The organism is Nocardia sp. NPDC049190 (assembly GCF_040648115.1).
In the GTDB taxonomy this organism is placed as follows: domain Bacteria; phylum Actinomycetota; class Actinomycetes; order Mycobacteriales; family Mycobacteriaceae; genus Nocardia.
The window spans coordinates 120,137-144,920 of sequence record NZ_JBEZDE010000011.1 but is presented as its reverse complement, the minus strand read 5'-3'; the positions used below and the strand labels follow the sequence as shown (position 1 = coordinate 144,920).

Annotated in this window: 28 protein-coding genes and 1 pseudogene; 17 read left to right on the top strand and 12 right to left on the bottom strand. The window is 66.8% G+C overall.

Annotation, left to right across the window (positions count from 1 at the left end; all coding sequences use genetic code 11):
* Positions 1-22: 22 nt before the first annotated feature.
* From AB0B25_RS12770 to AB0B25_RS12760, 3 genes are all read left to right on the top strand, one after another.
* Positions 23-508, top strand: coding sequence for a DUF2505 domain-containing protein (locus AB0B25_RS12770; RefSeq protein ID WP_357177644.1), 486 nt, complete (start codon positions 23-25; stop codon positions 506-508).
* Between the two features lie 175 nt (positions 509-683).
* A complete protein-coding gene (locus AB0B25_RS12765) occupies positions 684-1,205 on the top strand; it encodes a DUF2505 domain-containing protein (RefSeq protein WP_357177641.1) in 522 nt (173 codons plus the stop codon).
* On the top strand, positions 1,175-1,975 hold the full coding sequence (locus AB0B25_RS12760; protein ID WP_357177638.1) for a class I SAM-dependent methyltransferase: 801 nt from the start codon (positions 1,175-1,177) through the stop codon (positions 1,973-1,975). Before AB0B25_RS12765 ends, AB0B25_RS12760 begins: the two co-directional genes overlap by 31 nt.
* Positions 1,976-2,101: 126 nt before the next feature.
* Here the strand turns inward: AB0B25_RS12760 and AB0B25_RS12755 are convergent, their stop codons facing one another.
* On the bottom strand, positions 2,102-2,980 hold the full coding sequence (locus AB0B25_RS12755; RefSeq protein WP_357177635.1) for an alpha/beta hydrolase: 879 nt from the start codon (positions 2,978-2,980) through the stop codon (positions 2,102-2,104).
* Positions 2,981-3,446: 466 nt separating this feature from the next.
* Positions 3,447-3,797: a hypothetical protein gene (locus tag AB0B25_RS12750; RefSeq protein WP_357177632.1), complete on the bottom strand. Its 351-nt coding sequence runs from the start codon at positions 3,795-3,797 to the stop codon at positions 3,447-3,449.
* Positions 3,798-4,012: 215 nt separating this feature from the next.
* On the opposite strand from AB0B25_RS12750, the gene AB0B25_RS12745 reads away from it, so the two are divergent.
* Positions 4,013-4,240, top strand: coding sequence for a hypothetical protein (locus AB0B25_RS12745; RefSeq protein WP_357177629.1), 228 nt, complete (start codon positions 4,013-4,015; stop codon positions 4,238-4,240).
* 73 nt (positions 4,241-4,313) lie between these two features.
* The gene (locus tag AB0B25_RS12740) at positions 4,314-4,451 is read left to right on the top strand and encodes a hypothetical protein (RefSeq protein WP_357177626.1); all 138 of its coding nucleotides are present in this window, start codon (positions 4,314-4,316) and stop codon (positions 4,449-4,451) included.
* A 412-nt stretch (positions 4,452-4,863) separates the two neighbouring features.
* Here AB0B25_RS12740 and AB0B25_RS12735 read toward each other — a convergent pair.
* A pseudogene (locus AB0B25_RS12735) lies at positions 4,864-5,297 on the bottom strand (IS110 family transposase); the annotation flags it as partial.
* A gap of 383 nt (positions 5,298-5,680) precedes the next feature.
* Complete coding sequence (locus AB0B25_RS12730; RefSeq protein ID WP_357177623.1) at positions 5,681-6,289, bottom strand: hypothetical protein; 609 nt, start codon at positions 6,287-6,289, stop codon at positions 5,681-5,683.
* A 99-nt stretch (positions 6,290-6,388) separates the two neighbouring features.
* Between AB0B25_RS12730 and AB0B25_RS12725 the strand changes: the two genes are divergently transcribed.
* A complete protein-coding gene (locus tag AB0B25_RS12725) occupies positions 6,389-7,120 on the top strand; it encodes a DUF2993 domain-containing protein (RefSeq protein ID WP_357177620.1) in 732 nt (243 codons plus the stop codon).
* Between the two features lie 87 nt (positions 7,121-7,207).
* Here AB0B25_RS12725 and deoC read toward each other — a convergent pair whose 3' ends face one another.
* Positions 7,208-7,876, bottom strand: a complete 669-nt coding sequence (gene deoC, locus AB0B25_RS12720; protein ID WP_357177618.1) for a deoxyribose-phosphate aldolase — start codon at positions 7,874-7,876, stop codon at positions 7,208-7,210.
* Between the two features lie 157 nt (positions 7,877-8,033).
* Between deoC and AB0B25_RS12715 the strand changes: the two genes are divergently transcribed.
* Entirely contained in the window at positions 8,034-8,585 is a 552-nt protein-coding gene (locus AB0B25_RS12715; protein ID WP_357177615.1) for an N-acetyltransferase, read from the top strand.
* A 430-nt stretch (positions 8,586-9,015) separates the two neighbouring features.
* Positions 9,016-9,906, top strand: a complete 891-nt coding sequence (gene purU, locus AB0B25_RS12710) for a formyltetrahydrofolate deformylase (RefSeq protein ID WP_357177612.1) — start codon at positions 9,016-9,018, stop codon at positions 9,904-9,906.
* 39 nt (positions 9,907-9,945) lie between these two features.
* On the opposite strand, the gene AB0B25_RS12705 is transcribed toward purU, so the two are convergent.
* The 5 genes from AB0B25_RS12705 to AB0B25_RS12685 form a co-directional block, all read right to left on the bottom strand.
* A complete protein-coding gene (locus AB0B25_RS12705) occupies positions 9,946-10,989 on the bottom strand; it encodes an alpha/beta hydrolase (RefSeq protein WP_357177609.1) in 1,044 nt (347 codons plus the stop codon).
* 93 nt (positions 10,990-11,082) lie between these two features.
* Positions 11,083-11,373 (bottom strand): DUF2516 family protein, encoded by a 291-nt coding sequence (locus AB0B25_RS12700; protein WP_357177759.1) that lies wholly within the window; start codon positions 11,371-11,373, stop codon positions 11,083-11,085.
* Positions 11,374-11,453: 80 nt separating this feature from the next.
* Entirely contained in the window at positions 11,454-12,173 is a 720-nt protein-coding gene (locus AB0B25_RS12695; RefSeq protein ID WP_357177606.1) for a heparin-binding hemagglutinin, read from the bottom strand.
* Positions 12,170-12,676 (bottom strand): helix-turn-helix domain-containing protein, encoded by a 507-nt coding sequence (locus tag AB0B25_RS12690; protein WP_357177604.1) that lies wholly within the window; start codon positions 12,674-12,676, stop codon positions 12,170-12,172. Before AB0B25_RS12690 ends, AB0B25_RS12695 begins: the two co-directional genes overlap by 4 nt.
* 102 nt (positions 12,677-12,778) lie before the next feature.
* Positions 12,779-14,101 carry a DUF445 family protein gene (locus tag AB0B25_RS12685; RefSeq protein ID WP_357177603.1) on the bottom strand — a complete coding sequence of 441 codons (1,323 nt, stop codon included), beginning with the start codon at positions 14,099-14,101 and terminating at the stop codon, positions 12,779-12,781.
* 250 nt (positions 14,102-14,351) lie between these two features.
* Between AB0B25_RS12685 and AB0B25_RS12680 the strand changes: the two genes are divergently transcribed.
* The 3 genes from AB0B25_RS12680 (at position 14,352) to AB0B25_RS12670 (ending at position 17,968) form a co-directional block, all read left to right on the top strand.
* Positions 14,352-15,020, top strand: coding sequence for a TetR/AcrR family transcriptional regulator (locus AB0B25_RS12680; RefSeq protein WP_357069929.1), 669 nt, complete (start codon positions 14,352-14,354; stop codon positions 15,018-15,020).
* Positions 15,021-15,255: 235 nt separating this feature from the next.
* Complete coding sequence (locus AB0B25_RS12675) at positions 15,256-16,680, top strand: AarF/ABC1/UbiB kinase family protein (RefSeq protein WP_357177601.1); 1,425 nt, start codon at positions 15,256-15,258, stop codon at positions 16,678-16,680.
* 37 nt (positions 16,681-16,717) lie between these two features.
* On the top strand, positions 16,718-17,968 hold the full coding sequence (locus AB0B25_RS12670) for a saccharopine dehydrogenase NADP-binding domain-containing protein (protein WP_357177599.1): 1,251 nt from the start codon (positions 16,718-16,720) through the stop codon (positions 17,966-17,968).
* A 416-nt stretch (positions 17,969-18,384) separates the two neighbouring features.
* Here the strand turns inward: AB0B25_RS12670 and AB0B25_RS12665 are convergent, their stop codons facing one another.
* A complete protein-coding gene (locus AB0B25_RS12665; protein WP_357177597.1) occupies positions 18,385-19,128 on the bottom strand; it encodes a GntR family transcriptional regulator in 744 nt (247 codons plus the stop codon).
* A 171-nt stretch (positions 19,129-19,299) separates the two neighbouring features.
* On the opposite strand from AB0B25_RS12665, the gene AB0B25_RS12660 reads away from it, so the two are divergent.
* The 6 genes from AB0B25_RS12660 (at position 19,300) to AB0B25_RS12635 (ending at position 23,579) form a co-directional block, all read left to right on the top strand.
* On the top strand, positions 19,300-19,689 hold the full coding sequence (locus AB0B25_RS12660; protein WP_357177595.1) for a hypothetical protein: 390 nt from the start codon (positions 19,300-19,302) through the stop codon (positions 19,687-19,689).
* A gap of 42 nt (positions 19,690-19,731) precedes the next feature.
* Positions 19,732-20,397, top strand: coding sequence for a hypothetical protein (locus AB0B25_RS12655; RefSeq protein WP_357177593.1), 666 nt, complete (start codon positions 19,732-19,734; stop codon positions 20,395-20,397).
* Complete coding sequence (locus AB0B25_RS12650) at positions 20,394-21,122, top strand: ESX secretion-associated protein EspG (protein ID WP_357177591.1); 729 nt, start codon at positions 20,394-20,396, stop codon at positions 21,120-21,122. The genes AB0B25_RS12655 and AB0B25_RS12650 overlap by 4 nt, the downstream gene beginning before the upstream one ends.
* Before the next feature lie 89 nt (positions 21,123-21,211).
* Positions 21,212-22,057, top strand: a complete 846-nt coding sequence (locus AB0B25_RS12645) for a polyphosphate kinase 2 family protein (protein ID WP_357177589.1) — start codon at positions 21,212-21,214, stop codon at positions 22,055-22,057.
* Between the two features lie 182 nt (positions 22,058-22,239).
* Positions 22,240-23,016 (top strand): thioredoxin domain-containing protein, encoded by a 777-nt coding sequence (locus AB0B25_RS12640; protein ID WP_357177587.1) that lies wholly within the window; start codon positions 22,240-22,242, stop codon positions 23,014-23,016.
* Positions 23,013-23,579 (top strand): vitamin K epoxide reductase family protein, encoded by a 567-nt coding sequence (locus tag AB0B25_RS12635; RefSeq protein WP_357177585.1) that lies wholly within the window; start codon positions 23,013-23,015, stop codon positions 23,577-23,579. The genes AB0B25_RS12640 and AB0B25_RS12635 overlap by 4 nt, the downstream gene beginning before the upstream one ends.
* Before the next feature lie 9 nt (positions 23,580-23,588).
* On the opposite strand, the gene AB0B25_RS12630 is transcribed toward AB0B25_RS12635, so the two are convergent.
* On the bottom strand, positions 23,589-24,689 hold the full coding sequence (locus tag AB0B25_RS12630) for a trypsin-like peptidase domain-containing protein (RefSeq protein WP_357177583.1): 1,101 nt from the start codon (positions 24,687-24,689) through the stop codon (positions 23,589-23,591).
* Positions 24,690-24,784: the final 95 nt, after the last annotated feature.

Here is a 24,784-nt window from a genome sequence, read left to right as displayed (position 1 = left end):
CCAGACGGTAGCGTGTCCGACCATGGCTACACCGCTGGCGTACACGGCCCGCTACACGCATTCTCTCGCCGCCGTACGCGCGGCCCTCGCGAATGACCAGTTCTGGAAGGACCGCATCGCGGAGGTCGGTGGTCCCAATGCCCGGCTCGAGTCGATCACCGTCACTGGTGATCAGGTGCACGTCGACATGGTGCAGGCCATCGCCGCCGAACTGTTGCCCGCCGCGATCACCGCGGTGCGTCCCGGCGACCTGATCATTCCGCGCATAGAGCGCTGGACCGGCGACTCGGCCACCTTCGAAGCGCGCGTCCACGGCGCGCCCGCCGAGGTGCGCGGGACCATCACCCTGGCGGCCGACGGATCCGGCGCCACCGCCACGACCAGCGGCACCATCGAGGTGAAGATCCCGCTGTTCGGCGGCAAGATCGAGAACGCGATCGCCGAGCACCTCACCGAACTGCTGAAGAACGAGGAAGAGTTCACCAACAAGTGGCTCGCGTCACACTGACCTGTCGTCCCTGTCGTCGGCGCACGGGCCACCTCAGCGGCGGCCCGTGCGCCATATCGACGCTCGGCCATCAATCCGCTGGCTGACGTCACACCGGAACTACCCTTCTGTGCCGCCTCCGGCGAGCACCCGCCCGTCGCGGTATCCGCCACCGGACCCAGTAACGTGTGAGCCCATGGCACGACGATTGGACTATTCCGCGCGCTACCCGCTACACACCACAAAAGAGCTGTACGCGGCGCTGTCGAACCGTGATTACTGGGATGCACGGATGCAGGAGATGCGGAAGTACTCGCCGGGCAACGAGGTGGTGCGACTGGAGGCCGGCGACGGCGGCATCGAACTCGAACTGCACCACATCCTGCCGCGTGACATGCTGCCGGAGATCGCACAGACGGTGATGCGCAAGGACATGGTCATCACCCGCAAGGAGAGTTACGGACCATTCGGATCGGACGAGGTCACCGGCAAGTACTCGGCGTCCATTCCGGCGGGGCCGGGCGCCCTCGGCGGCACGATCCGTCTTTTTCCGACCGAGACCGGCTGCACCATGCGTTTCTCCTCGGAAGCGAAGGTGTTCATTCCGATGGTCGGCCCACGCCTGGAGCAACTGATGCTGGTCAACCTGGTCGACCTGTTCCGCGGCGAGGCCGAGTTCACGGTGCAGTGGCTGGAAGAACACCACCCCGCGCGCTGACCACACCGGTCGGCACCATCACCCGCGGCACCACCGGCGTCAACCGGCTGCGCCGCAGTGACCGCTGGCTGATCCACGACGAGCTGGTCGCCACCCGCCTGCAGGACGCGACCGATCCACTGGTGGTCGATCTCGGGTACGGCGCGAGCCCATGGACCACGTTCGAGCTGGCCGCGCGATTGCGGAGGGTGCGCGCCGACGTGCGGGTGGTCGGGCTGGAGATCGACCCGCAGCGAGTTGTCCCCGGTCGCGACGGCGTCGTCTTCGCCCGCGGCGGATTCGAATTGGCCGGGCTGCGACCGGTCGTGGTGCGCGCGTTCAACGTGCTGCGGCAATATCCGGAGTCGGCGGTGCCGGAGGCATGGTCGACCATCCGATCGGCGCTGGCGCCGGAGGGGGTGCTGGTCGACGGCACCTGTGACGAGCTCGGTCGGCGCTGCGCGTGGGTCCTGCTCGACCGCACCGGCCCGCGCTCGCTCACGCTGGCCTGGGACCCGTTCACCGTCGAGCGTCCTTCCGAGATCGCCGAGCGTCTTCCGAAGGTGTTGATCCACCGCAATATTCCCGGCGAGCCGATCCATGCCCTGCTCAGCGCCGCCGATCGCGCGTGGGCCCGGGCCGCGCCGCTGGCGCCCTACGGCCCCCGCGTCCGCTGGCGCGCGGCAGCGGAGATACTGCGCGAGGATGGTGTCCCGATCCGCCGCTACCGTCGTCTGCGCGACAACGTGCTCACGGTGCCCTGGTCGGCTGTCGCACCGTGTCTGCGATAGCGTGCTGCCACCGGATTTCTGGCGGATGCGCCCCTGCCCCCGGCTGGTTGGTACTCCGGTTGCTCTGCGAGAGAGCGCCGGGGGCATCGTAGCGTTGGGATACGAGTCCTCTCGAAGGCATTTGCCCTAAGCGGATAGTTTTCCGAGGATGGCGGCCACCTCCGGTGCCCGGAACACGAATCCGGCGTGCGAGGAGTCCACGGTGTGAACGTCGTATGGATTGCCCGGGGTCAGCGCGTCGGCCTCGGCGATGAGTCTGTCCTGCATTGCGAGTGGGATCGAACGGTCGTTGGTGAGCCGAATGTAGCTGCGGGCGATCGTGCCCCACGTATCCCCTTGGACCCGAGCGTCGCCCATCATCACCGAGAGCGATTCGTCGGGCTGCAGGATGTTGAGGAAGGCCCGGAACTGTTCATCGGTGCAATCGGCCATGAGCGCCGTCTTCAGCTCGGTGAGCAGGGCGGGGTCGGCCGTGCGGTAGTTGGCCCGCCCGACCCCGAGCACGGCTGGGTCGCCGACGTTGGACGCGGCCAGCTGGCCCAGCATGCTGGTGGCGAACTCGGGTTCCCCCATGTACTCGATGGGGTTGGCATGCACCACACAGGACCAGGCGGAGATGTACACGAGCCGATCCACCAGGTGCGGCACCAGATTGCCCGCCACGCTGATGGCCGTTCCGCCGAGACTCGCGCCTACCAGCACGACGGGCCCGTGCTCGGCGACGCGGCGGACGACGTCGACGACACGGTTGGCGTTGTCCGACAAAGTGACGCCGGCCAGCGTTGATGGTTCCGCCGCCCACGCGCCGAGATCCTGCGGCGCCTGGTAGGCGATCGGGTACTGCGCGTCCAAGCCGTGTCCGGGGAGGTCGACGGCACAGCTGCGGTAACCGAGCAACGCGAGTTCACGCTGAATCGGAGTCCACATGAACGAACTCGAACCGGAGCCGTGCACCAAGACAAACGTAGGTGCCGAGCCCGGACGTGACGAGATGTTCGAAGGCATGAGAAGTTGTCCTATCGGATCGAGTGCGCCAGACGTTCGCCGACGCGGAAAGGGAGCCCAGAACTGAGACCTATCAACGGCGGATGCCAATGGACGACACCGGCCGGAGGCCGTGGGATAAGACGGGCCGCACCGGTCGTCAACGACCGGCGGAGCACCTGTCTCAGGCGGTCCGAAGACGGACGAACATGTAAGCCATGATCAACACCCTAACCCGAGCAATGTCGCGCAGACGAGCGCATTATGGAGAGTCCTCACGGACCTGAGCCGGATCCGCAAACGTCCCAATGACTTCACCGACGTGGTGTTCGGTGAACATCATCGCGTTGCGGGCGTCCGTGCGGCAGGGAAGCTCGGGTTACCGACGCTACGCCGAGCGCGGCACAGCGATCGGCGGCGATATTCGGCGATCCGGTTACCTACTGAAATGTTGCCTGATACGGCGATCTACGCATGCCGACTCGGCTCAGAGGTGTTGCGTCCCCCACTGCACGAGCTTCTCAACAGGGATGTTCCATGCCCGCACCGCGAAGTTGGGGACAGTCATCTTGCCGAGGTGCGAATCGGCGCTGAGCAGAATCTGGCGCGCGTCGTGGGACTTCAGGTTGAACCTGTGGATGTGATCGACCGCGGGAAACACCTCTGGCAGCGACCGATCCGACCCCTCGGTCAGCCTGAGCAGGTGTGCCGACAACTGAGCGCCGGCGAGCAGGGCCATCATCGCGTTGTTGGCCTCGGCTTTTCGCTCTTCGTACTCGCGAAAGGCTCGAAAGCGAGCCGTCTGACCGCGCTTAGGCCCCCTCTCGGCAACGGTCACCACACACCTTTCCCCACACCGGTACAACGCTGTCGACAGTCTTCGGAAGTTCTGAACTGGCTGCTGACCAGCCCCGCTCCCGTGAAAGCTGAAGGAAGAGCGTAGTTGTTGAGCAGCAATCGGTTTGGAGATTGCGGGTCACGGGCGCGACAGCAACGCTACCCAGTTCGGGAAACAGCGAAGCCGTGTCCCCTTGGCATGGCATGCTGTCGGGCATGCGAACAGTGTGGGGAGTACTGGCAGCCGGTGCTGCGGTGATGGTTGTTCTCGGTGCGGCGGCGGGCAACGCGACCGCCGAGGGCGTGTTTGTCGGCGAGTACGAGACCAATGCACAGTGTGTGGCAGCCGGGGAGAAGTACCGCAGTTCCGACACCCGGCCCGATTGCGTCTATGGCCAGCAAGGCAGCGGCTGGCAATTGTGGATCCGCTCGATCGGCGGCTGACCCGGCACGACTCGTCCGCGAACGCCCCGGGTAGTTCGCGGCAGAGCGCAGTCACGCGGCCACCTTCGATGCCATGACTGCGCTGGGCTGGTTCACCCCCAAGTTTCCGGGGTGGATCGAGTTCACCGGCGGGTGCCCGTCGGAGACCTGCACCTATTCAGCCGCATTCGCGGTGCGGCGCGCGGCCCGACCGCCCGAATGGTCCTGGTGACGAGCAACTTCCACATTCTGCGGACGGCGATGGATCAGCGAGAACAGACAAGCCGCTTGAATCCCGAACACAGCAAGAAGGGCCCCGCGGTAGCGGGGCCCTCCTTTGGTTTGTGCGGCTGGTTACCGGAGTCCGGCGGTGTGCAGGATGGTCTCTGGTGTGCCGCGTGCGGTCAGGTCATGTAGGCGCTGTCCGGAGGTCGGGAACTGGTCGGCGACTGTGGCGGCGCGGTCGAGTGGCTTCGGTCGTGAAGTCGGGAGTCAGTTGATCGCGGATTCGGACGTCAGTCGCAGGGCCTCCGCGCCGGCGTCTGGTCGCGAATTTCGACACGAGTGGGCGTCTTGACGGGCGGCGCGGTCGATTTAGTCCCAGTAGCGGAAGAGAGCGTCACCGACAGTCTCTGGTTTCCAGAACCGGTGAGGTCGTCGTCGAAGCCAACGAGAACACCGAGTTCGGTGAGGGTTCATCACCGAGGTCGACTCGCCGCAGGGTGTGGGGCATGGTCCGGGCCGCGTCGGCGATGATGTGCGCGTCGCGGGCGTCGGTCTTGGTATGGCCCGGGTAGAGGTCGGCGATACGGCGCATCGACAATCCGGGCAGATAGGCCACGTCATGGCCGCAGGCGCGGGCGACGGTGACCGGTACCGCACCGATCGTGTTGGGTTGGTCGACCACGATCAACAAAGGTCCGTGAGCGGCGAACTGGTCCAACACCGCTCGTAGCCGGGATTCGTCGTTAGGCAGCGCATTGTCGAACACCCGCCGGCCACTCACGTCCGGACCGACGGCGTGGTGTTCGCCTTTTCCCACATCGATGCCGCAGAACACGGCATATGCCTGTGCCACACCGACCAGGTGATCCCCTACCCATCACCACCTGACGACCCCAGTCCCCTCAGGAGCTCATCGTCGTGAGCACAGGTCCATGGCCCGCGCGCTGCTCACCCGGCCCGACGAATCGGTGTCATCGATCCGGATTTCGGCCGGATCGGCAGGCCGTCGTCCGCGTCGGTGTGTTCGGCTTCTGCGAACGTCCGGTAAAGGGAGGCGACGGACGGGGATTCGCCTGCGTTCTTCCCGGTCTCGATGGTGAGTTTTTCGCGATGTCCGGGACCTGGATGCCATTGTCTTTCAGGGCGAGGGCGGAGCGAGTCATCGTCGATGACCTTGGGCCGGCCGCCGGTCTGGAGTTCGGCGGACAGCGCCATAAACGTTGACGCAGCGCGCCTTCACGCCACGGCGAGCGCGCGGTACACCCTGGTGGCCGCGCGCGGCGACAATCGCGCTCCCGCATCGCGGATCTCCTCGCCTGCACAGCGGTGGATGGCGACCGCGTCGGCGACCACCTCGTCCAGCGCGGCCTGGCCGATATCGGCTTCGGCGAGGTCGAGCACTGTGCGGACCGGCGTCGTCACCAGGAATGGACCGGCCGACTCGACATCGCCGGCGGCCAACGAGCGCCGCAGGACCACCAGTGGCGGCGGCGCCGGAGGACGGGCGACACCGACCGACAGGTGCGCAAACCTGGGGCGCAGCCGGCCGAGTCCGTGCAACTCCGCCGCGCTCTGATGCGAGACGGCCGCGGCGCCGTCGAACCACGCCGCCCACATCGCGTATTCGTCGAGCGGACCCTCCGGCCACCCGGCCAGGCGCAGCACGCCCGCCCCGGCCCTGATCACCGAACCGTCGCCGAGCCCGGCCCCGACCCGAGCCGCACATCCGGTGCGCAGCATCTGCCGGGTGGTGAAGAAACCGGCGTGCCGACCTGCCCATCGTCGCAGAACACGCCATCCCTGCTCCGCCGATTCGATCGTGCGGGCCGCTGCATCGCCAGCCATGCGCACCAGGCTACGCTCGATATTTGTGTCACATGTCACATTCGAACCCCTCAATGGCCCCACAGAGACGACACAGAAAGTTCGGGAAGAATCTGGTCCATGGATACGAAAACTCGGTCCACCATGATGTTCAACCGGCGAGCGCTGCTGATTGCCCTGACCGTGGTCGCTGTTCTGCTCGCCACCATCCTGATCGGCGGCGAGGCCTACGCCAGACACACGGTGTCACGGTGCATCAGCGCTCAATTCGAGAAGGATTTGGGGTCGAAGATCGACGTGCGATTCGGTCCCAAGCCGATGCTGCTCACCTGGATCGACGGCAAGGTGCCTACCGTGCGGGTGAACAGCGCCGACACCAAGTTCGGCCCTGCCATCGGGATGGTCGTCCATGCGACTCTGCACGACGTGGATGTCGCCGACACCAGCGGCGGGGGCGTGATCGGCAGTTCCTCCGCCGATGTCACCTGGAGCAACGAGGGCATCCGGGAGACGCTCGGCGGCCTGGTCAGCGGCGTGAGTTCCTCGCCGGCTTCGGGCATGCTCACGCTGAAGGTGCTCGGCGGTCTCGCCGAACTGCAGGTGAAGCCGCAGATCCAGAATGGCGTCGTTCAGGTGGAAACGATGTCGGCCGAACTGCTCGGCATCGGCATTCCTGCCGACCTGGCACAAAGCATCGTCGACATGTTCACCCAAAGCCTGCAGAGCTACCCCCTCGGCCTTCAGCCGACCGAGATCGAAGTCACCGACTCCGGCCTGGCCGTCCAGCTTGCCGGTGGCCGTACCGAGCTACCCGCCGTCGCCAGCACCGAAAACACCAACGTGCGCTGCTGAACCCCACCGGTCTCCTGACGAGTAGCGCCTGGCGACCGCGAGATCCGTCCTGGATGGTATGCCCCTCGAGATTCGACGACGACCGAGTCAGGGTGGGAAGCCATCGAGAACGTCGCGTGATTTCGACAGGCCCAACCGGGTTGCGCCGGCCGCGATCAGGTCGGCTGCCGCCTCGGCGGTGCGGATGCCGCCGCTGGCCTTCACGCCGAGCCGTCCGCCGACCGTTTCCGCCATCAACCGCACCGCGTGTGTGCTCGCGCCGCCCGCGGGGTGAAATCCCGTGGAGGTCTTCACGAAATCGGCTCCGGCGCGCTCGGCGGCCCGGCACACCTCGACGATCGCGGCGTCCGGCAACGCGGCGGATTCGATGATCACCTTGAGCGATGCCCGATCGCCCACCGCTTCGCGCACGGTGACGATGTCGGCGAGCACGGCTGTGTAGTCACCGGCCAGCGCCGCGCCGATGTCGATCACCATGTCGATCTCGTCCGCGCCCTGATCGACCGCGAGTCGCGCCTCGGCGCCCTTCACCAGGGAATGATGCTTGCCCGAGGGGAATCCGGCGACCGTCGCGACCGCGAGCCCCGGCGCGCGCACCGGCAGCATGGACGGCGACACACAGATCGCGAAGACGCCGAGGGCACGTGCGTCCTCGACGAGCGCGGTGACATCGGCGATCGTCGCCTCCGGTGCCAGTAGGGTGTGGTCGATCAGGTCGGCCACTTCGGCTCTGGTGAGCGACGCGGAACTTGCCATGGAGTGAGAGTTTGGCACACCGAGGACGAATTCCATTGCGCGCCTGGCGGCGCATCCCGCACACTCTTAGCTGGTGGCAAGTCGAGACGAGTGACACCCGGTCGAGGTGACTAACGTGTGCGGATGAGGGCCCCACTTCGTTCGGGAGGAGACGACCGTGCTGATCCGTCGCGAACATGCTGACGACGCCACTGCGATCGCGGCGGTGCATCGCAGCGCGTTCGGACCGCAATACGCCGATCGCATCGATACCGCCGCATCGGCGGTCGATGGCAGCGTGGAACCACCCGAGGTGGACCTGATCGCCCAGCTGCGCAGCGACGATTGCTGGATGCCCACCTTGTCGATGGTGGCGATCGAGCGCGACACCGTGATCGGCCACTTGTGCCTGACCAGAGCGGTGGTCGGCCCTTTCCCGGTGCTGGCGCTCGGACCGATCGGGGTGCTCGCCGACCATCAGGGCGCCGGGGTCGGCTCAGCGCTCATGCACGCGGCCCTGGGCGCCGCCGACGCGCTCGACGAACCGCTGATCGGAGTACTCGGCAGCCTGGAGTTCTATCTGCGCTTCGGCTTCGTCCCCGCCGCCCGGCTCGGCATCACCCCCGACGAGCCGGACTGGGCCATCCACTTCCATGTTCGGCCGCTATCGGCCTACGACGTACAGATCGCCGGCGAATTCCGCTACGCGGAGCCGTTTTACGACCTCTGACTCGTCCCGAGCAGCCCTCGTCGACCTGCTCGGTCAGCACGACACCATCGCGCAGCCACTCGCCAGCCCGGGTAAATATCGGAACAGGTGCCGCGGCACAACAGCTCGGCAAGTCAACCCAACTCCGCCTCCGCCTCCGCCTCCGCCTCCGCCGCGAGCCTGGACAGCAATGCGTCCTTCGTGCGTAGCACCGAATCCGCCCCGCACAACCAGCGAGTACCACCCGTCGGCGCACTCCCTGACATCCAAGCCAGCCACGGCGCGAGATGCTTCCGAGCGCCGTTCGCGGCCCGTCTCGCGTCCGACCGTCCGCAGCGCATGCGACGAAGTCGCGAGTCGCGGACGGTCGGACGCGAGACATCAAGGGGCCGCGAACCCGCCGCGCGAAGGCGCGGCAAATCCAACACAGCCCACCTGGGAGAATGGAGTCATGAGTTCCGCTCCACCCATCCAGGACGACCGCCGGTACGTGCTGACCCTGGGCTGCCCGGACCGTCCTGGCATCATCGCCGGGATCACGTCGTTCATCGCCGAGTTCGGTGGCTCGATCGTGGAGGCCGGTTACCACTCCGACCCGGATATCGGCTGGTTCTTCACCCGCCAGGCGATCAAAGCCGCTACGGTGCCGTTCGGTCTCGCGGAACTGCGCGACCGGTTCGCGGGTGTGGCAGCCGGTCTCGGTACCGCGACCGAATGGCAACTGCTCGACTCGAGCCAGCGGCGCCGCGCCGTTCTACTGGTCAGCAAGGACGGCCACTGCCTACACGATCTGCTCGGACGCGCCATCAGCGGCGAGCTGCCCGCCACCATCGAAGCAGTGATCGGCAACCACCCGGATCTGGCGGCGATGACCGAGGCACACGGCGTGAAATTTCACTACGTGCCGTTCGCCAAGGATCCGGCCCAGCGCGGGCCTGCCTTCGAGGAGGTGCGGGCGCTGGTGGATGCGCACGACCCGCACGCGGTGGTGCTGGCCCGTTTCATGCAGGTGCTGCCCGCCCACCTGTGCGAGCACTGGGCGGGCAGGGCGATCAACATCCACCACAGCTTCCTGCCGTCGTTCGTCGGCGCGCGTCCCTATCATCAGGCGTTTGCTCGCGGCGTGAAGCTGATCGGCGCGACCTGTCATTACGTGACGCCGGAACTGGACGCGGGCCCGATCATCGAGCAGGACGTCATCCGCATCGACCACGCCGACGACGTCCGCGATATGGTCCGCCAGGGCCGCGACATCGAGCGAGTCGTGCTGGCCCGTGGGCTGCGTTGGCATCTGGAGGGGCGGGTGCTGGTCCACGGTCGGCGGACGGTGGTGTTCTCCTGACCGCCAATCGGCGCCCGCCGCACCGTGGCATCAGCGGCGTCAGCCCGCGATGTCGGACCGGCCGTGTTTGTCCACCGCGACGACCACACGCCGGAGTTCCTCGTTGAACCGCTCGTAGGCTTCCAGGTTGCCGAGGTGCCCGGTGGGGAGCACCTCGTAGCGCACGAAACTACCGTTCTGCCTCAGCGTCTCGACGATCCGCTGGGAATGCACCGACGGCGTCAGGTCGTCGAACTCGCCCGCGATCACCGTGGTGGGCACCACCAGGCTGCGTGCGGACTCGCTGACGTCGATCCGGGCCAGTACGAGTCCGAATTTCGAGCGGACCCGGGTCGGGCACGACCGCACGATCGCCATGCTGAAATCCACTATGTCTCCCCGCGCGGCGGTGCTCATGATCTGGCGGGCGAACAGCCGGCGCACCGGCACGACGGGTGGGAAGAAGAGCGGGGCGCCGAGGCCGAGCCTGCCAAACAGGAACGGCAGCGGCACCTTCAGTTGCAGCAGCCGCTGGGGCCGGTTCAGCAGCGGTACCACGGTGGTCTCGAGAATCAGCCGGTCCGACGCGGTGTTGGTCAGCAGCGCCGCGAGCGCCTGCTTCGCGACTCGGTCGGGGTAGCGCCCCGCCCACGCCTGCAAGGTCATGCCGCCGAGGCTGTGTCCGACCAGTACGGCACGCCGACCGGGCGCCAGCGCGGCATCCAATACCGCGGCCAAGTCGTCGGCGAGCAGATCGATGCTCAGCCGGCTCGAGCCGTATGTGCTCTCGCCATGACCGCGTTGGTCGTAGGCGATCACGCGGTACTCGCCGGCGAAGGCGTTGATCTGGGGATTCCAATATTCGATGCAGCAGGTCCACCCGTGGACCAGCACGATGGCGGGGCGATCAGCCGCGCCATAGGCGTGCACCCGGAGCCGGGCACCGTCTCGGGTTCGGACGGGGATGACCTCGTGCGCGACCGTCGGCAGGTTCAGCACCGCGGTGTCGTAGCTGCGCGAACGCAGATTCGCGCGGTGTGCGTCGCGCAGATCCCGGAGCAGGCCCGGGAAACTCGCCAACGCGGTCGGCAGTAGGGCACGCATCGGACACTCCTTTGTGTTACTGCTAGATACAGTAAGCCCGATTTGTGCCGCCGGCCAGTGCAAGCCTGCGCGAATTACTCCGAAATCAGCGTCTCACCAGCGCGGACCCCGCTGAATTTCGTCTACCTTCGGTCGCACGTCGGCGAGGTAGACACCGGTCGCGATGATCGCAGCAAAGGAAAGCAAGCCGAGACCCGCGGGCGAGAGCAGGAGCACGAATACCGCCACCCCTAGAATCGCCAGCCAGATCGGCTTGGTCAGTTTGTCCACGGCGGTGAACGCGTCGGAACGCTGACGCACGGCGTGGATCAGCGCGAAAATCGTCGCACCGAGCGCCGCCAGCCACAGCGCCAGCAGGATCATCCCGGTCAGTCCGTGCACCATATTCACCCACTCATCATAGAAGCACCGCCCCCGCCTACCAGGGTGTGCGGGGGCGGCGCAACTGAGTCACCACCGCGGGCTCAGGGCTTCTTCGGGGCGGCCTTCTTCGCCGGAGCCTTCTTGGCCGCAGCAGCCTTCTTGGTCGGAGCCCTCTTCGCCGCACCGTTCGTGGCGGGCGCCGGAGTGGACTCCGTGGCGACCGCGACGACCTCGGCGTCGACGACCGGCGCTTCGTCGCCCTCGGCCGCGTCCTCGGCCTTGGCCGGCCGGCCGAGCAGGCCGTTGACCCGTTCCAGCACTTCCTCGGCGCGACTCACCGCGTCGCCGTACAGCGTCTCGACCCGGCCGATCCGGTCCTCGACCAGGTGGTTGGCACGCAGCCGCTCGACGGTCTCCTCGCCACGGACCGCGAGGTCGGCGTAGATGTCGAGCACCTGGCGGTAGTACTTCTCCGCCAACGCGCGCAGTTCCTCGGGAGTGAACTTCTCGCGCAGTTCGGCCAAGTCCTCGGGCAGTTCCGAGGGCAGGCCGGCGAGCCGCTCGCGCAGCGACTCGAACTGGGCTTGCACATCGGCGGGCACGGTGGCGAAGCGTTCACGCGCCTCACCCACCCGGGCCTGCATATCGGCGGGCACGGTGGCGAAGCGCTCCCGCGCCTCTTCTACGCGGGTCTGCACGTCGGCAGAGCCCGCGCGCTCGCGCACCTGCGCGACCACGTCGTTGACTGCGGCGTAGAGGGCATCGCCCGCCCCGACGGTGGCGAGCAGCGGCTTGGACACGATGGCGTTCTTCTCGGTCATGATGTTTCGCTCTCCTGGCGTGGCGGAGTGTCGGTTGTCGTGCGCGGAACTTCGCTGTCCCATTCATCCCCCCATGCCTCGTTCCCACCGTTTTCCCGGCGAAACGATTCATAGATGTCCAGCAGCACCTGCTTCTGTCGCTCGCTGATCGAGACGTCGGCAAGTAGGGCATCCCGGACCGGACTGTGCGGCCGCTGCTCGAGGTAGCCAGCCCGTATGTACAAAACCTCCGAGGAGACCCGTAGCGCCTTCGCGATCTGCGTGAGTACTTCGGCGGACGGATTGCGCAATCCGCGCTCGATCTGACTGAGGTACGGATTACTCACCCCCGCCAGCTGAGCGAGTTGACGCAGCGAGACTTGCGCAGCTTCACGCTGCGCCCTGATGAAGCCACCGATGTCATGCGCCGCACTGACGACGCGACCCCCTCGTTCTCCGACGCCGGACGATCGCCCGTCCGGGCTGCCGGTGTACTCGGTGGAAACCTCGGGCTGGTCTGCCATCACTCACCTTCTGGCGGTTGTACGGGTTGATTCTAAATCAGCGTGCTAACTATTGCAAGCACTCTGCTAGCGCTAGTCGCGCAAGTACCGGACGGCCGCGGGTCAGCCGCCGAACATCAGATGAGAAATCGTGTAGATCGCCAGTCCGGCAAGCGAACCGACGACCGTTCCGTTGATGCGGATGAATTGGAGATCCCGACCGACCTGCAATTCGATCTTCCTGCTCGCTTCCTCGGCATCCCACCTGGCCACCGTGTCGGTAACCAGAGTGCTGATCTCACCCGCATAGTTTTCCACCAGATAGCGAGCGCCGCGGTCGATCCAGCCGTCCACGCTCGCGCGCATCTCGGCGTCGTCGCGCAGCCGCTCACCGAGCTGGTGAACGTTCTCGGCGACCTTGCGCCGCAGCGTGCTGTTGGGATCATCGGCCGATTCCAGGATGAGCCGTTTGGCCGCACGCCAGGTGGCCTCGGCCATTCCGGTGATTTCCTCGCGACCCATGATCTGCGACTTGATCCGCTCTGCCTTCTTGATCATGGCCTCGTCGTGTTGCAGGTCGTCGGCGAAATCCTCGAGAAACCGATTCGCTGCGTGGCGCACTTCATGCTCCGGGTTGGAGCGGATCTTCCAGGTGAACTCGACCAACTCACGGTAGATCCGTTCGGAAAGCAGGATGTTGACGAATTTCGGGGCCCACGGCGGCGCGTCCCGCAAAACGATCCGGTCGATCGTCTCCTGCGAACCGAGCGCCCACTGGTGCGCGCGTTCGGCAAGCATGTCCAGCAGCGGAAGCTGCCGGTTGTCGGCGAGCAACTCGGCGAGCACCCGCCCGATCGGCGGGCCCCACAGCGGCTCGGCGATCCGCTTGACGATGGTGTTGTCGATGACCTGCTCCACGTCCTCGTCACGCAGCACGCCGACCACCGCGCGCAGGATCGTCGAGCTCTCCTGCGCGACCCTGGCGGCGTGCCGTGGATCGGCCATCCAGCGCCCGACTCGCCAGGAAACCTGCGCGGAGCGCAGCTTGGCCGAAACCACCTCCGGCGCGAGGAAATTCGTACCGACGAAAGCACCGAGACTAGCGCCGAGCTGGTCTTTCTTCTTCCGAATGATCGCGGTGTGCGGAATGGGCAGGCCGAGCGGATGCCGGAACAGCGCGGTCACCGCAAACCAGTCCGCCAGCGCGCCCACCATGCCCGCCTCCGAGGCAGCCCGCAGGTACCCGACCCAGTCCCCGCCCGCTCCGCGCGACTCCATCCACCGGCAGAACAGATAGATCGCCGTGGCCAGCGCGAGCAGGCCGGTGGCGAACGCCTTCATCCGCCACAGGTCGCGCCGCTTGGCCGCCTCGTCGAGCACCGCGGCGAGGCCGAGGGGCGCGGCGGAGCTGTCCAGAACCGCGGTGTTGCCGGGAACTTTCTGCATGCACCCATTCTGCTGTCCCCACAGACTGCGGCGGGTTCACGCCGGAATCTCGACCCGCCGAGTGCGCAGCACGCGCCGACGGTGTGGTTCCTACCGCATCCGGACCCCAATCACCCCTATCACCGGTTGCCGGGACATAAGCTGGTAGCGGCCGAACCAGTGACGAACGAGGGAGCTCACGCTGTCCACCGAAGACCTTGTCGACATCGGCGAGTTCGCCGAGCGACCGTCGGCGGTGCGCGGCGGCCGGATGGACGGCCGCAAGCGCCGGTGGCGGCAGCACAAGATCGATCGCCGTGAGGAGCTCGTCGACGGCACCCTGGCCGCCGTGCGGGCCCGCGGAAGCACCGCGGGGATGGACGAGATCGCCGCCGAGATCGGCGTCTCCAAAACCGTCCTGTACCGGTATTTCTCCGACAAGAACGACCTGGTCCACGCGACCATGCAGCGGTTCATCGAAACCACGCTGATGCCGAAGGTGTACGGCGCGATCAGCCTGGAAGCCGACGAGTACCAACTGGTCCGCTCGGCCTTGGCCGAGTACGTCGGCACCGTCGACGAGGACCCCGAGGTCTATCGCTTCATCATGGGCAACGGTTCGGCCGACCAGTCCTCACTCGCGGAGTTCGAGAAGCTCTTCGCCGAGGTGGTGTGCACAGTCATCACCGATCGCGCTCGGGAACGCGGCATCCAGACCGAGGGCGCCGCACTGGCGTCGTATGTACTGGTCGGCGGTATTCAGCTGGCGACACACTGGTGGACGACCAACAAGTCACTCGCCCGCGAGGACGTGATCGACTACCTGACCATGCTGGCGTGGAGCGCTATCGAGGGCATGGCACGCGCGGGCGGCTCGCCCGCGACGTTCAACGCGCAACCGCACCAGTTGCCTGCCTCGGAATCGGCCGCGGAGAACTGATCGTTCGCCTCGACGGCGGTTCGTCCAGGTGCTAGCTGGACTGCTTGCAAAAGTTCATCATCCGGCTCGACATTTCCGAAGCGTTGGCTAGTCTGAATCCCGAGCGATGGGCCGAGCGCGCTGCCGCACCACCCGCACCGCCCTCGGTGGTGGGTCGTGCGGGACGCTGTGCGCGCACGGGAGCTACCACCAGCGCGCCCATCGCTCCGACCGCGGCACCAATGGAGGTACCTCGATGGCGAAGCAAGTACCGACCTCACGGCTTGCTCGTGGCACCAAGCTGGGTGCGGTCGCGGCCGGATCGGTGCTTCGCACCCAACGCGCGCGACTGACCATGCGGGGCAGGTCCGACGCCGTCCGAGCGAAAATGGCCGAGGAGTCCATGCTGCGCACCACCGAACAGGTGGTCATGGTGCTGGGCACCATGAAAGGCGTGGCGATGAAGCTCGGGCAGATGATGTCGGTGCTCGACCTGGATCTGGTGCCCGAAGACCACCGGGAGCGGTTCCAGAGGCGCCTTGCCGTGCTGCGGAACGCGGCGCCGACGGTTTCCTTCACCGCGATGCGCCAGGTGATCGAGGACGATTTCGGCGGGCCGCTGGACACGGTGTTCCGCGAGTTCGAGTCCGAGCCGATCGCCGCCGCCTCGATCGGCCAGGTCTACCGGGCGCGGCTACACGACGGCAGGCAGGTCGCGGTGAAAGTGCAGTACCCCGGCATCGACGCCGCGGTGCGCGCGGATCTGAAGAACCTGACCATGTTCCGGCGCGTGTTGCAGTCCGCGCTGCCGTGGGTGACGCCCGCCGTGCTGGACGAACTACGGCTGAACATGGAGAGCGAACTCGACTATCAGGCCGAGGCCGCCACCCAGCGGCAGATCTCCGAGCTCTACGCCGGGCATCCGTTCATCGTCGTGCCGCGCGCACTGCCGGAACTCAGCACCCCCAGGGTGCTGGTCACCGAATATCTGGCGGGCAAGGGGTTCGAGGAGATCCGGCAACTGCCGGCCGCGGAGCGCGATCGGATCGGCGAGATCCTCTATCGGTTCTACGTCGGTTCACTGTTCACGTTCAACGAGTTCTGCGGCGACCCGCATCCGGGCAATGTGCTGCTCGCCGCCGATGGCCGGATCGGCTTTCTGGATTTCGGGTTGTTCAATCGAATGGATCCCGAACACGTGCGGTTCGAGCTGATCTGCTTGCGCGCTGCCGCCGAGGATCGCGCGGAGGATCTGCGGGAGTTGATGATCCAGCGCGGCGTGATCGATTCGCCGCAGGAGATCGGCGCCGAGGAGTGCTTGGACTACGTGCTGGCCGCATCGGAATGGTGTCTGATCGACGAGGAACTGACGATCACCCCGGAGCTGGCCAGCGGCGCGTTCCTCCTCGCGGTCGACTCGAGAGCCGGCGAGTTCACCGGCATGAAACAGCAGAATCTACCGCCGGAGCACCTGTTCTCCCGCCGCGCGGACTTTCTGACCTTCGGCATGCTCGGCCAGCTCGGATCCACCGCGAATTGGCATCGCATCGCCAGGGAATGGCTCTACGACGAACCACCGGTCACCGAGTTGGGTATTGCGCATCGGGCCTGGCTCGTCAACCATCCGGCCTTCGCGCCGAAGCGGGCGCGGGTGCGGGTGCGAGGGCACTCCACGAAGTAGCCGCCGGAACAGGCGGCTCGACCCCAGAACGGAAACCATGGCAGACACTCGCGAATTCGACCTCACCCTGTTCGGCGCGACCGGTTTCGTCGGCACACTGACCGCGCAGTATCTCGTCGGCGCCGCACCGGAATCGGCCCGCATCGCGCTGGCGGGGCGATCGCTGGACAAGCTCACCGCCGCGCGCGACGAACTCGGGCCGAAAGCCGCCGGCTGGGGCCTGGTGGTGGCCGACTCGACCGATCAGGCCGGGCTCGACGAGTTGGCCGCGCGGACCAAGGTAGTCGTCACGACCGTCGGCCCGTATCTGCGCTACGGGCTGCCCCTGGTCGCGGCATGCGCCAAGAGCGGAACTCACTACGCCGACCTCACCGGTGAGCCCCTGTTCATCCGCGACGCCATCGACGCCTACCATGAGCAGGCCGTCCAGACCGGCGCGAAGATCGTGAATTCCTGTGGTTACGACTCGATTCCGTCTGACCTGAGCGTGTACCAGCTCTACCGCCGCACGCTCGAGGACAACACCGGCGAACTCACCGACACCACTCTGGTGGCCGCGCTCAAGGGTGGGGTCAGCGGTGGCACCATCGATTCCGGGCGAGCCATGATGGAGGCGATCGCTGCCGACCCGGCCAAGGGATCGGTGCTGTCACACCCGTATTCGCTCAGCCCGGACAAGTCGATGGATCCGGATGTGGGCCGTCAGTCCGATCAGGCACTGTCGCGGGCGAGCGCGATCGACCCGAGTCTGGATGGTTGGGTGAGCACTTTCGTGATGGCCTCGCACAACACCAAGATCGTGCGCCGGACCAACGGGCTACTCGGCTGGGTGTACGGCAAGAATTTCCGCTACCGCGAGGTGATGAGCGCGGGGAAGTCGCGGGTCGCGCCGCTGGTCGCGGCAGGCATGGCGGGCGGAATCGTCGCGGGCATGACCGTAGGGGCACTGCTGTCGAGGACGTCCGCCGGCCGCAAACTGCTGGACCGTGTGCTGCCCGAGCCGGGCACCGGACCGAGCGCGCAGGTCCGCGAAAGCGGCTGGTTCACCATGAAGACGTTCGCGCATACCAGTTCGGGCGCGAAGTATGTGTCGACCTTCTCCGGCGCCGGTGACCCCGGCTACCAAGCCACCAGAGTATTGCTCGGCGAGAGCGGGCTGTGCCTTGCGTTCGACTCCGACCGGCAGCCCGCTCAGGCGGGGATCCTCACGCCCGCCGCGGCCATGGGCGACGCCCTTACCGATCGACTGCGTGCGGCCGGCATGACCATCACCGTCGAACGCGCCTGAGCGGCAGGACATGTGGTGAACACGGACAGGAACAGCCCCTGCGGCCGATGCTGTCGTCTTGCTGACGAGCGAACGAACAGTGTCGAACCCTGGGCCGTCGCACTTCGCTCCAGCCCGGCCACCACACCCGCGGTATGCGACGGCGTCACGGGGACGGACGGTCAGGGAGCTGGAGACACCCCGCCGAGGGCGGCCATACGGCGGAGGATATCCGGGGACAGGGCGAGTTCGAATTCTGTTCCGCTGCTTTCGAAGAGGAAGGAAAGGCAATTGTCTCGGGTCTGCGGCGCCAATCGGACAGAGCACTGCTGCCCCACCATGACCCAACTACCGATAGTCAATTGATCGGACATCGCGCACTCCCCACCCTTCGACACTTCCGACAAGTGGACTATGCCACTGGCGATCCGCGGGTGTCAACGGCGGAAAATGACCGTTGAGCTGGTGGGATACTCATGCTGGAGTACCCAGTGGCCGGGTGGGTGGATCACCTCGTCGAACTCGATTGCCACCCCGTCGGCGTCATGGATACTGCGGTGCCGGACCAATACCGCGGCAGGGCGCGGCAGCGTGAGATGTCGGCGCTCGGCGGCCGTCGGCAAGCGCGCGGAGACCCGCTCTCGAACCATCACGGCGCCACGCCCGAGGGTGGACTCCAGATAGCCCAGCGTTCCGCCGGGCAATCGCTCGGTGTCCAGCAGCCGAACGGCGGACTCGGCGAACCGACCAGGGAACCAGGAGGTCACCAATTCTGGACCGGAGTCGTTGGCGACCAACCGCTTTCGCATGATCACCGCACTGTCCCGGGACAGGCCGAGCGCATCGGTGACCACGCGCGGGCCCGCGACAACCGCCGTTTCCAGCGCCGACACCGACTCATTCGCCGCGAAAGACGTCCGATACCTCGGTTCGTGCTCCCGCATCAGGGCAGCGCGATCGGCCACGTAGGTTCCCGACCCGCGGCGTGATTCCACGACGCCTTGCCGCCGTAGCACGTTCAGTGCCTTGGCCGCGGTGGGACGGGCAACCTTCCAGCGTGCGGCGAGTTCCCGCTCGGAGGGTACTTCGGCGCCGGGAGCAAGCTCACCGCACTCGATCCGGTCGCGGAGATACCGCGAGATTCGAAGATATTTCGGGAGTACATCGTCGATTTCGGCCACCGGTCGCCTTCCGCCGCGAACACTGCCCTCCGACCACCGACCAGTCTAACAACGCCGTGGCCGTGCACCGAAGGCCCGTACCGACCCTGTCCCACACGGCATTACCGAGGGCTAGAGTTGCCGAACCAGTACAGCGCGGTACAGGCAGGACCGAGCGGAAGGGGCTTCCCGATGGCTGTACCCGAAACCGGGCAGGAGACGGCACGAAAGCTGTACGCGGCGGCCATCGGCGAAGGCGGCGGCGCCCCCTTCGAACTGGACACCGCGGTCGCCGAAAACCTCGCCGCGGCATGCGACAAACTGGTCGACGACCTGCAGCGGGCCATGGCCGACGGACATCTCGTCACCACCGTGACCGGCTTCCCCGATCTACCGACCGGACACGGCCTCACCCGCGGATTCGCGGACAAGGGGAAGCAGTACTTGGACACCCTCGCCGCGTTCCAGGAGACGGCGCTGCTGTTCAAGGCCGCGTACCTGGCGGCGGCCAACCGGTTCGCCGATGCCGAGGCCGCGAATCAGGCGGCGCTGCGACTGGTCACCGAGTACCTGGCGCCGTAATGAGCACGCCCGTCCGCGCCGAGATCGACTGAGGGGGAAGACATGGCAGACTCCGCGGCCCGCGCCGCCGCCGACGGTATCCGGCGAGAACTGGCCGGATTCACCGGCGGGGCAATCGACCCCGCCTTCGCGCCGGATCGGGAATTGTTCGGCGCCTATACCCATCAGCAGATCTGGGAACTGGTGCACGAAGAGCTCGATCCGGCCGCACTCGGCAGGACCGCGGAGGCGTGGCAGGCGAATGCCTACGCGGTCGCCGAAGCGTTCCACGCCTTTTCCGACGCCACGAACCGCGAATTCGCACGCTGGTCCGGCCGCGCCGCGGACGCCGCGGCGCGTGCGACAAGGGACTTCGTCCGTGCGAGCACCGAGGCGCACGATGTGTGTCGCGCGGTGGCGCGCCTGATGGAGTTGAATGGCGATGCCGCGCAAACGGTCCGGAGCGCGATCCCGGCGCCGCAGCGGTATCGGCCGCTGGACGACCCGGCTGCCGAGGCAGTGTTCGGCGGAAAACGTAGGATGGATCACGACAGTGCGGCGGCCGACATCGAGGCGGATGTCCGGGACACGATGACCTACGTTTACACCCCGACCATGCCTGCCTCCGGCGACCATGTTCCCCAGTTTCCTCGGCCGCAGGAAGGTCCGGCGGCAGACAATGACGTGTCGCCTGATCCCGGCCCCGTCCGCGGAGGCGGCACACGGTGAAATGGGTGCTCACCCCGGACGAATTCACGCACGTCTGGGCGAACGAGACAGGCCTGGACCGGAGACCGTATCCGATCAACATGGTCCCGTCGGCCGCCGTGCGCACCGAATCGGATTACCGCGCGCTGCGTTTGCCACAGCGATTCGCCCGCCAGACGGACCCGGACCTGGCTGCCGCGCTGATGCTCTGCGCCCGCGGCGACGCCACCACGATCACTATCTCCGGCGAGCGCTCGACAGCCTCGCACAACGAAGACGCCGTGGGCGACCCCGAACGGATTCTGGCTTTCGCGGCAGTGGTGCACAACCACGCGGGCATTCTGGTCGCCACCCCCGACAACGTGTCCGTCCTGATGTGCCACACACGCGCACTCGGGGAACGCCTGGTACAGATCATCGGCTCGGCGCAACCGGGGCGGCTCGGCCCGATGCGCGAGCCGCAAGAAGCGGTACTGAGCGCTGACCATACCGAAGCCGTCACCACCAACAGCGAGCGCGGCGCGGCGCGATTCCGCCAGACCCTGCGCAAACCGGTCGACGCACGCGGCTTCATCACCGTCACCGTGGAACCGGACAACCCGATGTCGCCGCCCACTCGCCACCGCACCTGGCTCGACTTCACCGGTGACGGCCGGTATCTGCTGGCCACCGCACACGACCTCGTCCTCACTCCGATCTCCGACGAGGAATTCGCCGCACAACTCCTGCGCCTCGCCGGGGTGTGACGGGACGGGCGCACCGTGGGTGGATGGGTGCCGGCTTGTCACCGCCGGTTCTCGATGTCGTGCTCGCGATCAGTGATTAGGTGTAGGGCATGGCGAAGCTATGGGCTGTTGCGGCTACCGAAGCCCTGAAGGCGGATGGGTTGCGGATCGCCGAGCTGGACACCTCCGGGCTGCCGGGGTTTACCGGCGACAAGCTGTCGGGCACCGCGCTGCTCGCGCAGCGCGTCCTGGTGCTGTCGGATCTACAGGAGAAGCTGTACGCCAACGGGCGCTCCGGCGACCGCCGCAGCGTGCTGCTGGTGTTGCAGGGCATGGACACCGCGGGCAAAGGCGGCATCGTCCGGCACGTCATCGGCTCGGTGGACCCCCAGGGCGTCGACCATGCCGCATTCGGCGTGCCGACCGCGGAGGAGAAGCGCCACCACTATCTGTGGCGCATCCGGGAGGCGCTGCCGCGCGCTGGTCAGCTCGGGGTGTTCGACCGGTCGCACTACGAGGATGTCCTGGTTGTGCGGGTGCACAACCTGGTGCCGCGCACGGTGTGGGAGTCGCGTTACGACGAGATCAACGCCTTCGAGCGCGAACTGGCAGGCGAAGGCATCACGCTGGTGAAGGTCGCCCTGTTCGTTTCGCTCGACGAACAGAAGAGGCGGCTGGCCGCACGGCTGGAGCGCCCGGACAAGTATTGGAAGTTCAACCCGTCCGACATCGACGAGCGCGCGTTCTGGCCCGACTATCACGAGGCGTACCAGGCGATGCTGGATCGCACCTGCACCGAGCACGCGCCCTGGTACGTCGTGCCCGCCGACCGCAAGTGGTTCGCGCGACTCGCGGTCACCGAACTGCTCATCGACGCGCTGGGGCGGTTGGACCTCGACTGGCCTCCGCCGAAATTCGACGTCGAAGAGCAGCAGCGGCGGCTCACGCGGCTCTAGGGCGCGTTCGCCGACCCGACCGGGTCGATGACACCACGCGGCTGCACACCCAATATTTCGCTGCCTCTCAGGTTCACCCACGATGATGTGGGCCGTGGCCCGATCAACCGGGGATGTATTTCCGGATCTACCATCGTGGCGGCAGGAACCGGCAGGCAAGCGAAAGGCGTGGTGAACTCACGGTGAGCAGGAAACCGGGTGGGAAGAAGAATCCGCTGCTGGCGGCGGAACGCGCCGACCGCAACCGCAATATCTTCATCCAGGTGGCCGTCGCCGCCGTCCTCATAGCGCTGGTCGCGGCGATCGGCATCGGTATCGCCGTGAAAAAGGCACGAAAGGACGATCCCGGGCCCACCCCGTCGATCGCCGCGACTGCCACCCCGAACCCGTCGGGCGTTGTCGGGTCGATCACCGACAACGGCGCCATCCGGATCGGCAAGCCGGACGCGAAGGTCACCGTCCGCGTCGTCGCCGACTTGCAGTGCCCCGCGTGCAAAGCCTTCGAGGCGGCCAACGCACAGGTGCTCGCCGACGCGGTGAACAACGGCACCGCCGCCGTCGAATACAACATCATCGCCTTCCTGGACAAAGCCTCCACCACGCAGTACTCCTCACGCGCGGCGAACGCCTCCTACTGCGTCGCCGAGTCCGACCCGACGAAATACCTGGCCTGGCTTTCCACGATGTTCGCCCAGCAGCCCCCCGAGGGCGGCACCGGCCTGCCCGACGACAAGATGATCCAGACCGCCAAGGACACCGGTTACACCGACGCCGCGCTCGCCCAGTGCGTCTCCGACCGCAAGTACAACAAGTACGTGCAGGCTCGTACCAGGGACGTGATGGAAAGCGGCATCCAGTCGACCCCGTCGGTCTTCGTCAACGGCAGGAAGATCGAAACGAACCAGGAGATCTTCACCCCCGGCGGTCTCGCGCCCGCGATAGCCGCCGCGGCCAAGTGATCACCGCAGCGCCACGGGCGGCGTGGGTTCTGTTGATCGGCGGGCTCGCCGGCTGGCTGGCTTCGGTGGCGCTGACCGTCGAACGGTTCAAGCTGTTCACCGATCCCGGCTACACACCGTCGTGCAGTATCAATCCGATTCTGTCCTGCGGATCGGTGATGGTGACCGACCAGGCCGCGGCATTCGGATTCCCCAACCCGCTGATCGGCGTCGTCGGGTTCTCCGTCGTGGTCACGCTCGGTGTGCTGTCGGTGGCCGGGGTGGGCTTCCCGCGCTGGATCTGGGGCGGCCTGTGGCTGGGCACCGCGGTCGGCGTCGGCTTCATCTGCTGGTTGATCTTCCAGAGCTTCTATCGGATCAATGCGCTGTGCCCGTACTGCATGGTCGTCTGGGCGATCATCACGCCGGTGCTCGCGGTGATCACCGACCAACTCTGGGGGCGAGCACGCGGCCCGCTCGGCGTGATCGCCCAGTGGCGGTGGACCATCGTCGCGCTGTTCTACGCAGTCGTCCTGCTGCTGGTGTTCCTGCGCTTCCAGGACTACTGGCTGTCGCTGGCCTGATCCGACGGATCAGTTCGGCGGGCCTACGGCCAGCACCACCGCCAGCGTGCGCGGTCCGCCCGCGCCGGTGACGGTCAGGCGGACGGTGTCGTGCGGTCGATGCCCGTTCAGGGCGACCCGAAGGGCATGGGCGGTGTCGATAACCCGACCGTCGACCGAGGTGATCACGTCGCCGGTACCGAGTCCGGCAGTATGGGCGGGCATCCCGTGGACCGCGGCGTCCACGCGGGCGCCGGTACCGGTAGGCAACGCGTTCGAGGTGATCACGCCGAGGGTGGCGGTCGGGCCGACGTGCACGGTGTCGGTCGAGGTCCCGGATCTGATCTGGCGGACCACCCGCATAGCCGTGTCGATCGGCACCGCATAGCCGTTCGCCGGGTGACCGTCCGCGCCGGTCGACTCGCCCGATGCCGCCGCGATGACGCCGATCACGGCTCCCTTCCGATCGACCAGCGCCCCGCCGGACTGGCCCGAGGTAACCCCGGCCGCTACCTCCACCATGCCGCTGAGCGTCTTCCGGGACAGATCGCCGACGTTGAGCGCCACGATGGCGCTGTCGAGGTTGGTGATACGACCCTGGACGCCGGTCGGGGCGCCGCCGGTCCCGCCCGCGTTGCCGATCGCCATCACCTCGTCGTGGACCCGCAGGTCAGCCGAGTTGCCGAGGGTGGCGGTGGCCAGCTCCGACGCGGCGGAAAGATCGAGCACCGCGATGTCGGCGCCGGAATCGTAGCCGAGCACCACGGCGTCGTAGACCTTGCCGTTGCCCACATCGGTGACCGTCACGGTGTCCGCGCCTTTGATCACATGATGGCTGGTGAGCACTTCGCCGTCCGCGCTGAGCACGATGCCGGAGCCGGCCGCACCGAGTCCGAACGGCTTGGTGGACGCGCTGATGTTGACCAGCGCCGGTCGCATGGCCGCCGTGACGGACGCCGGATCGAGCGGGTCGGACGGGACCGGCGCGATTGCGGCCGCGGCCTCGGACCCGGTCCGGCTCGACGGTTCGCCGCGATAGTCGAGGAAAGCGGCCGCGACCAGCAGGATGGTGACAATCATCACGAGGATGCGTCCGCCACCCGACCGTCCCCTGATCACCTGCTTGCCCATGGTTCTCCCGTTTCGGCTGAACCGCTGACCAATTCCATTGTGGTCCGGAGATCTTCGCCGCGGATCGCGAAGCACGGCGTTTGTCGGATCCGCAT

Excerpts from the sequence above, each read along its gene's own strand:
- AB0B25_RS12770 (WP_357177644.1), top strand. The coding sequence starts at position 23 with ATGGCTACACCGCTGGCGTACACGGCCCGCTACACGCATTCTCTCGCC.
- AB0B25_RS12765 (WP_357177641.1), top strand. The coding sequence starts at position 684 with ATGGCACGACGATTGGACTATTCCGCGCGCTACCCGCTACACACCACA.
- AB0B25_RS12755 (WP_357177635.1), bottom strand. The coding sequence starts at position 2,980 with ATGCCTTCGAACATCTCGTCACGTCCGGGCTCGGCACCTACGTTTGTC.
- AB0B25_RS12745 (WP_357177629.1), top strand. The coding sequence starts at position 4,013 with ATGCGAACAGTGTGGGGAGTACTGGCAGCCGGTGCTGCGGTGATGGTT.
- AB0B25_RS12740 (WP_357177626.1), top strand. The coding sequence starts at position 4,314 with ATGACTGCGCTGGGCTGGTTCACCCCCAAGTTTCCGGGGTGGATCGAG.
- AB0B25_RS12730 (WP_357177623.1), bottom strand. The coding sequence starts at position 6,289 with ATGGCTGGCGATGCAGCGGCCCGCACGATCGAATCGGCGGAGCAGGGA.
- AB0B25_RS12725 (WP_357177620.1), top strand. The coding sequence starts at position 6,389 with ATGGATACGAAAACTCGGTCCACCATGATGTTCAACCGGCGAGCGCTG.
- deoC (WP_357177618.1), bottom strand. The coding sequence starts at position 7,876 with ATGGCAAGTTCCGCGTCGCTCACCAGAGCCGAAGTGGCCGACCTGATC.
- purU (WP_357177612.1), top strand. The coding sequence starts at position 9,016 with ATGAGTTCCGCTCCACCCATCCAGGACGACCGCCGGTACGTGCTGACC.
- AB0B25_RS12705 (WP_357177609.1), bottom strand. The coding sequence starts at position 10,989 with ATGCGTGCCCTACTGCCGACCGCGTTGGCGAGTTTCCCGGGCCTGCTC.
- AB0B25_RS12700 (WP_357177759.1), bottom strand. The coding sequence starts at position 11,373 with ATGGTGCACGGACTGACCGGGATGATCCTGCTGGCGCTGTGGCTGGCG.
- AB0B25_RS12695 (WP_357177606.1), bottom strand. The coding sequence starts at position 12,173 with ATGACCGAGAAGAACGCCATCGTGTCCAAGCCGCTGCTCGCCACCGTC.
- AB0B25_RS12690 (WP_357177604.1), bottom strand. The coding sequence starts at position 12,676 with ATGGCAGACCAGCCCGAGGTTTCCACCGAGTACACCGGCAGCCCGGAC.
- AB0B25_RS12685 (WP_357177603.1), bottom strand. The coding sequence starts at position 14,101 with ATGCAGAAAGTTCCCGGCAACACCGCGGTTCTGGACAGCTCCGCCGCG.
- AB0B25_RS12680 (WP_357069929.1), top strand. The coding sequence starts at position 14,352 with ATGGACGGCCGCAAGCGCCGGTGGCGGCAGCACAAGATCGATCGCCGT.
- AB0B25_RS12675 (WP_357177601.1), top strand. The coding sequence starts at position 15,256 with ATGGCGAAGCAAGTACCGACCTCACGGCTTGCTCGTGGCACCAAGCTG.
- AB0B25_RS12670 (WP_357177599.1), top strand. The coding sequence starts at position 16,718 with ATGGCAGACACTCGCGAATTCGACCTCACCCTGTTCGGCGCGACCGGT.
- AB0B25_RS12660 (WP_357177595.1), top strand. The coding sequence starts at position 19,300 with ATGGCTGTACCCGAAACCGGGCAGGAGACGGCACGAAAGCTGTACGCG.
- AB0B25_RS12655 (WP_357177593.1), top strand. The coding sequence starts at position 19,732 with ATGGCAGACTCCGCGGCCCGCGCCGCCGCCGACGGTATCCGGCGAGAA.
- AB0B25_RS12645 (WP_357177589.1), top strand. The coding sequence starts at position 21,212 with ATGGCGAAGCTATGGGCTGTTGCGGCTACCGAAGCCCTGAAGGCGGAT.
- AB0B25_RS12630 (WP_357177583.1), bottom strand. The coding sequence starts at position 24,689 with ATGGGCAAGCAGGTGATCAGGGGACGGTCGGGTGGCGGACGCATCCTC.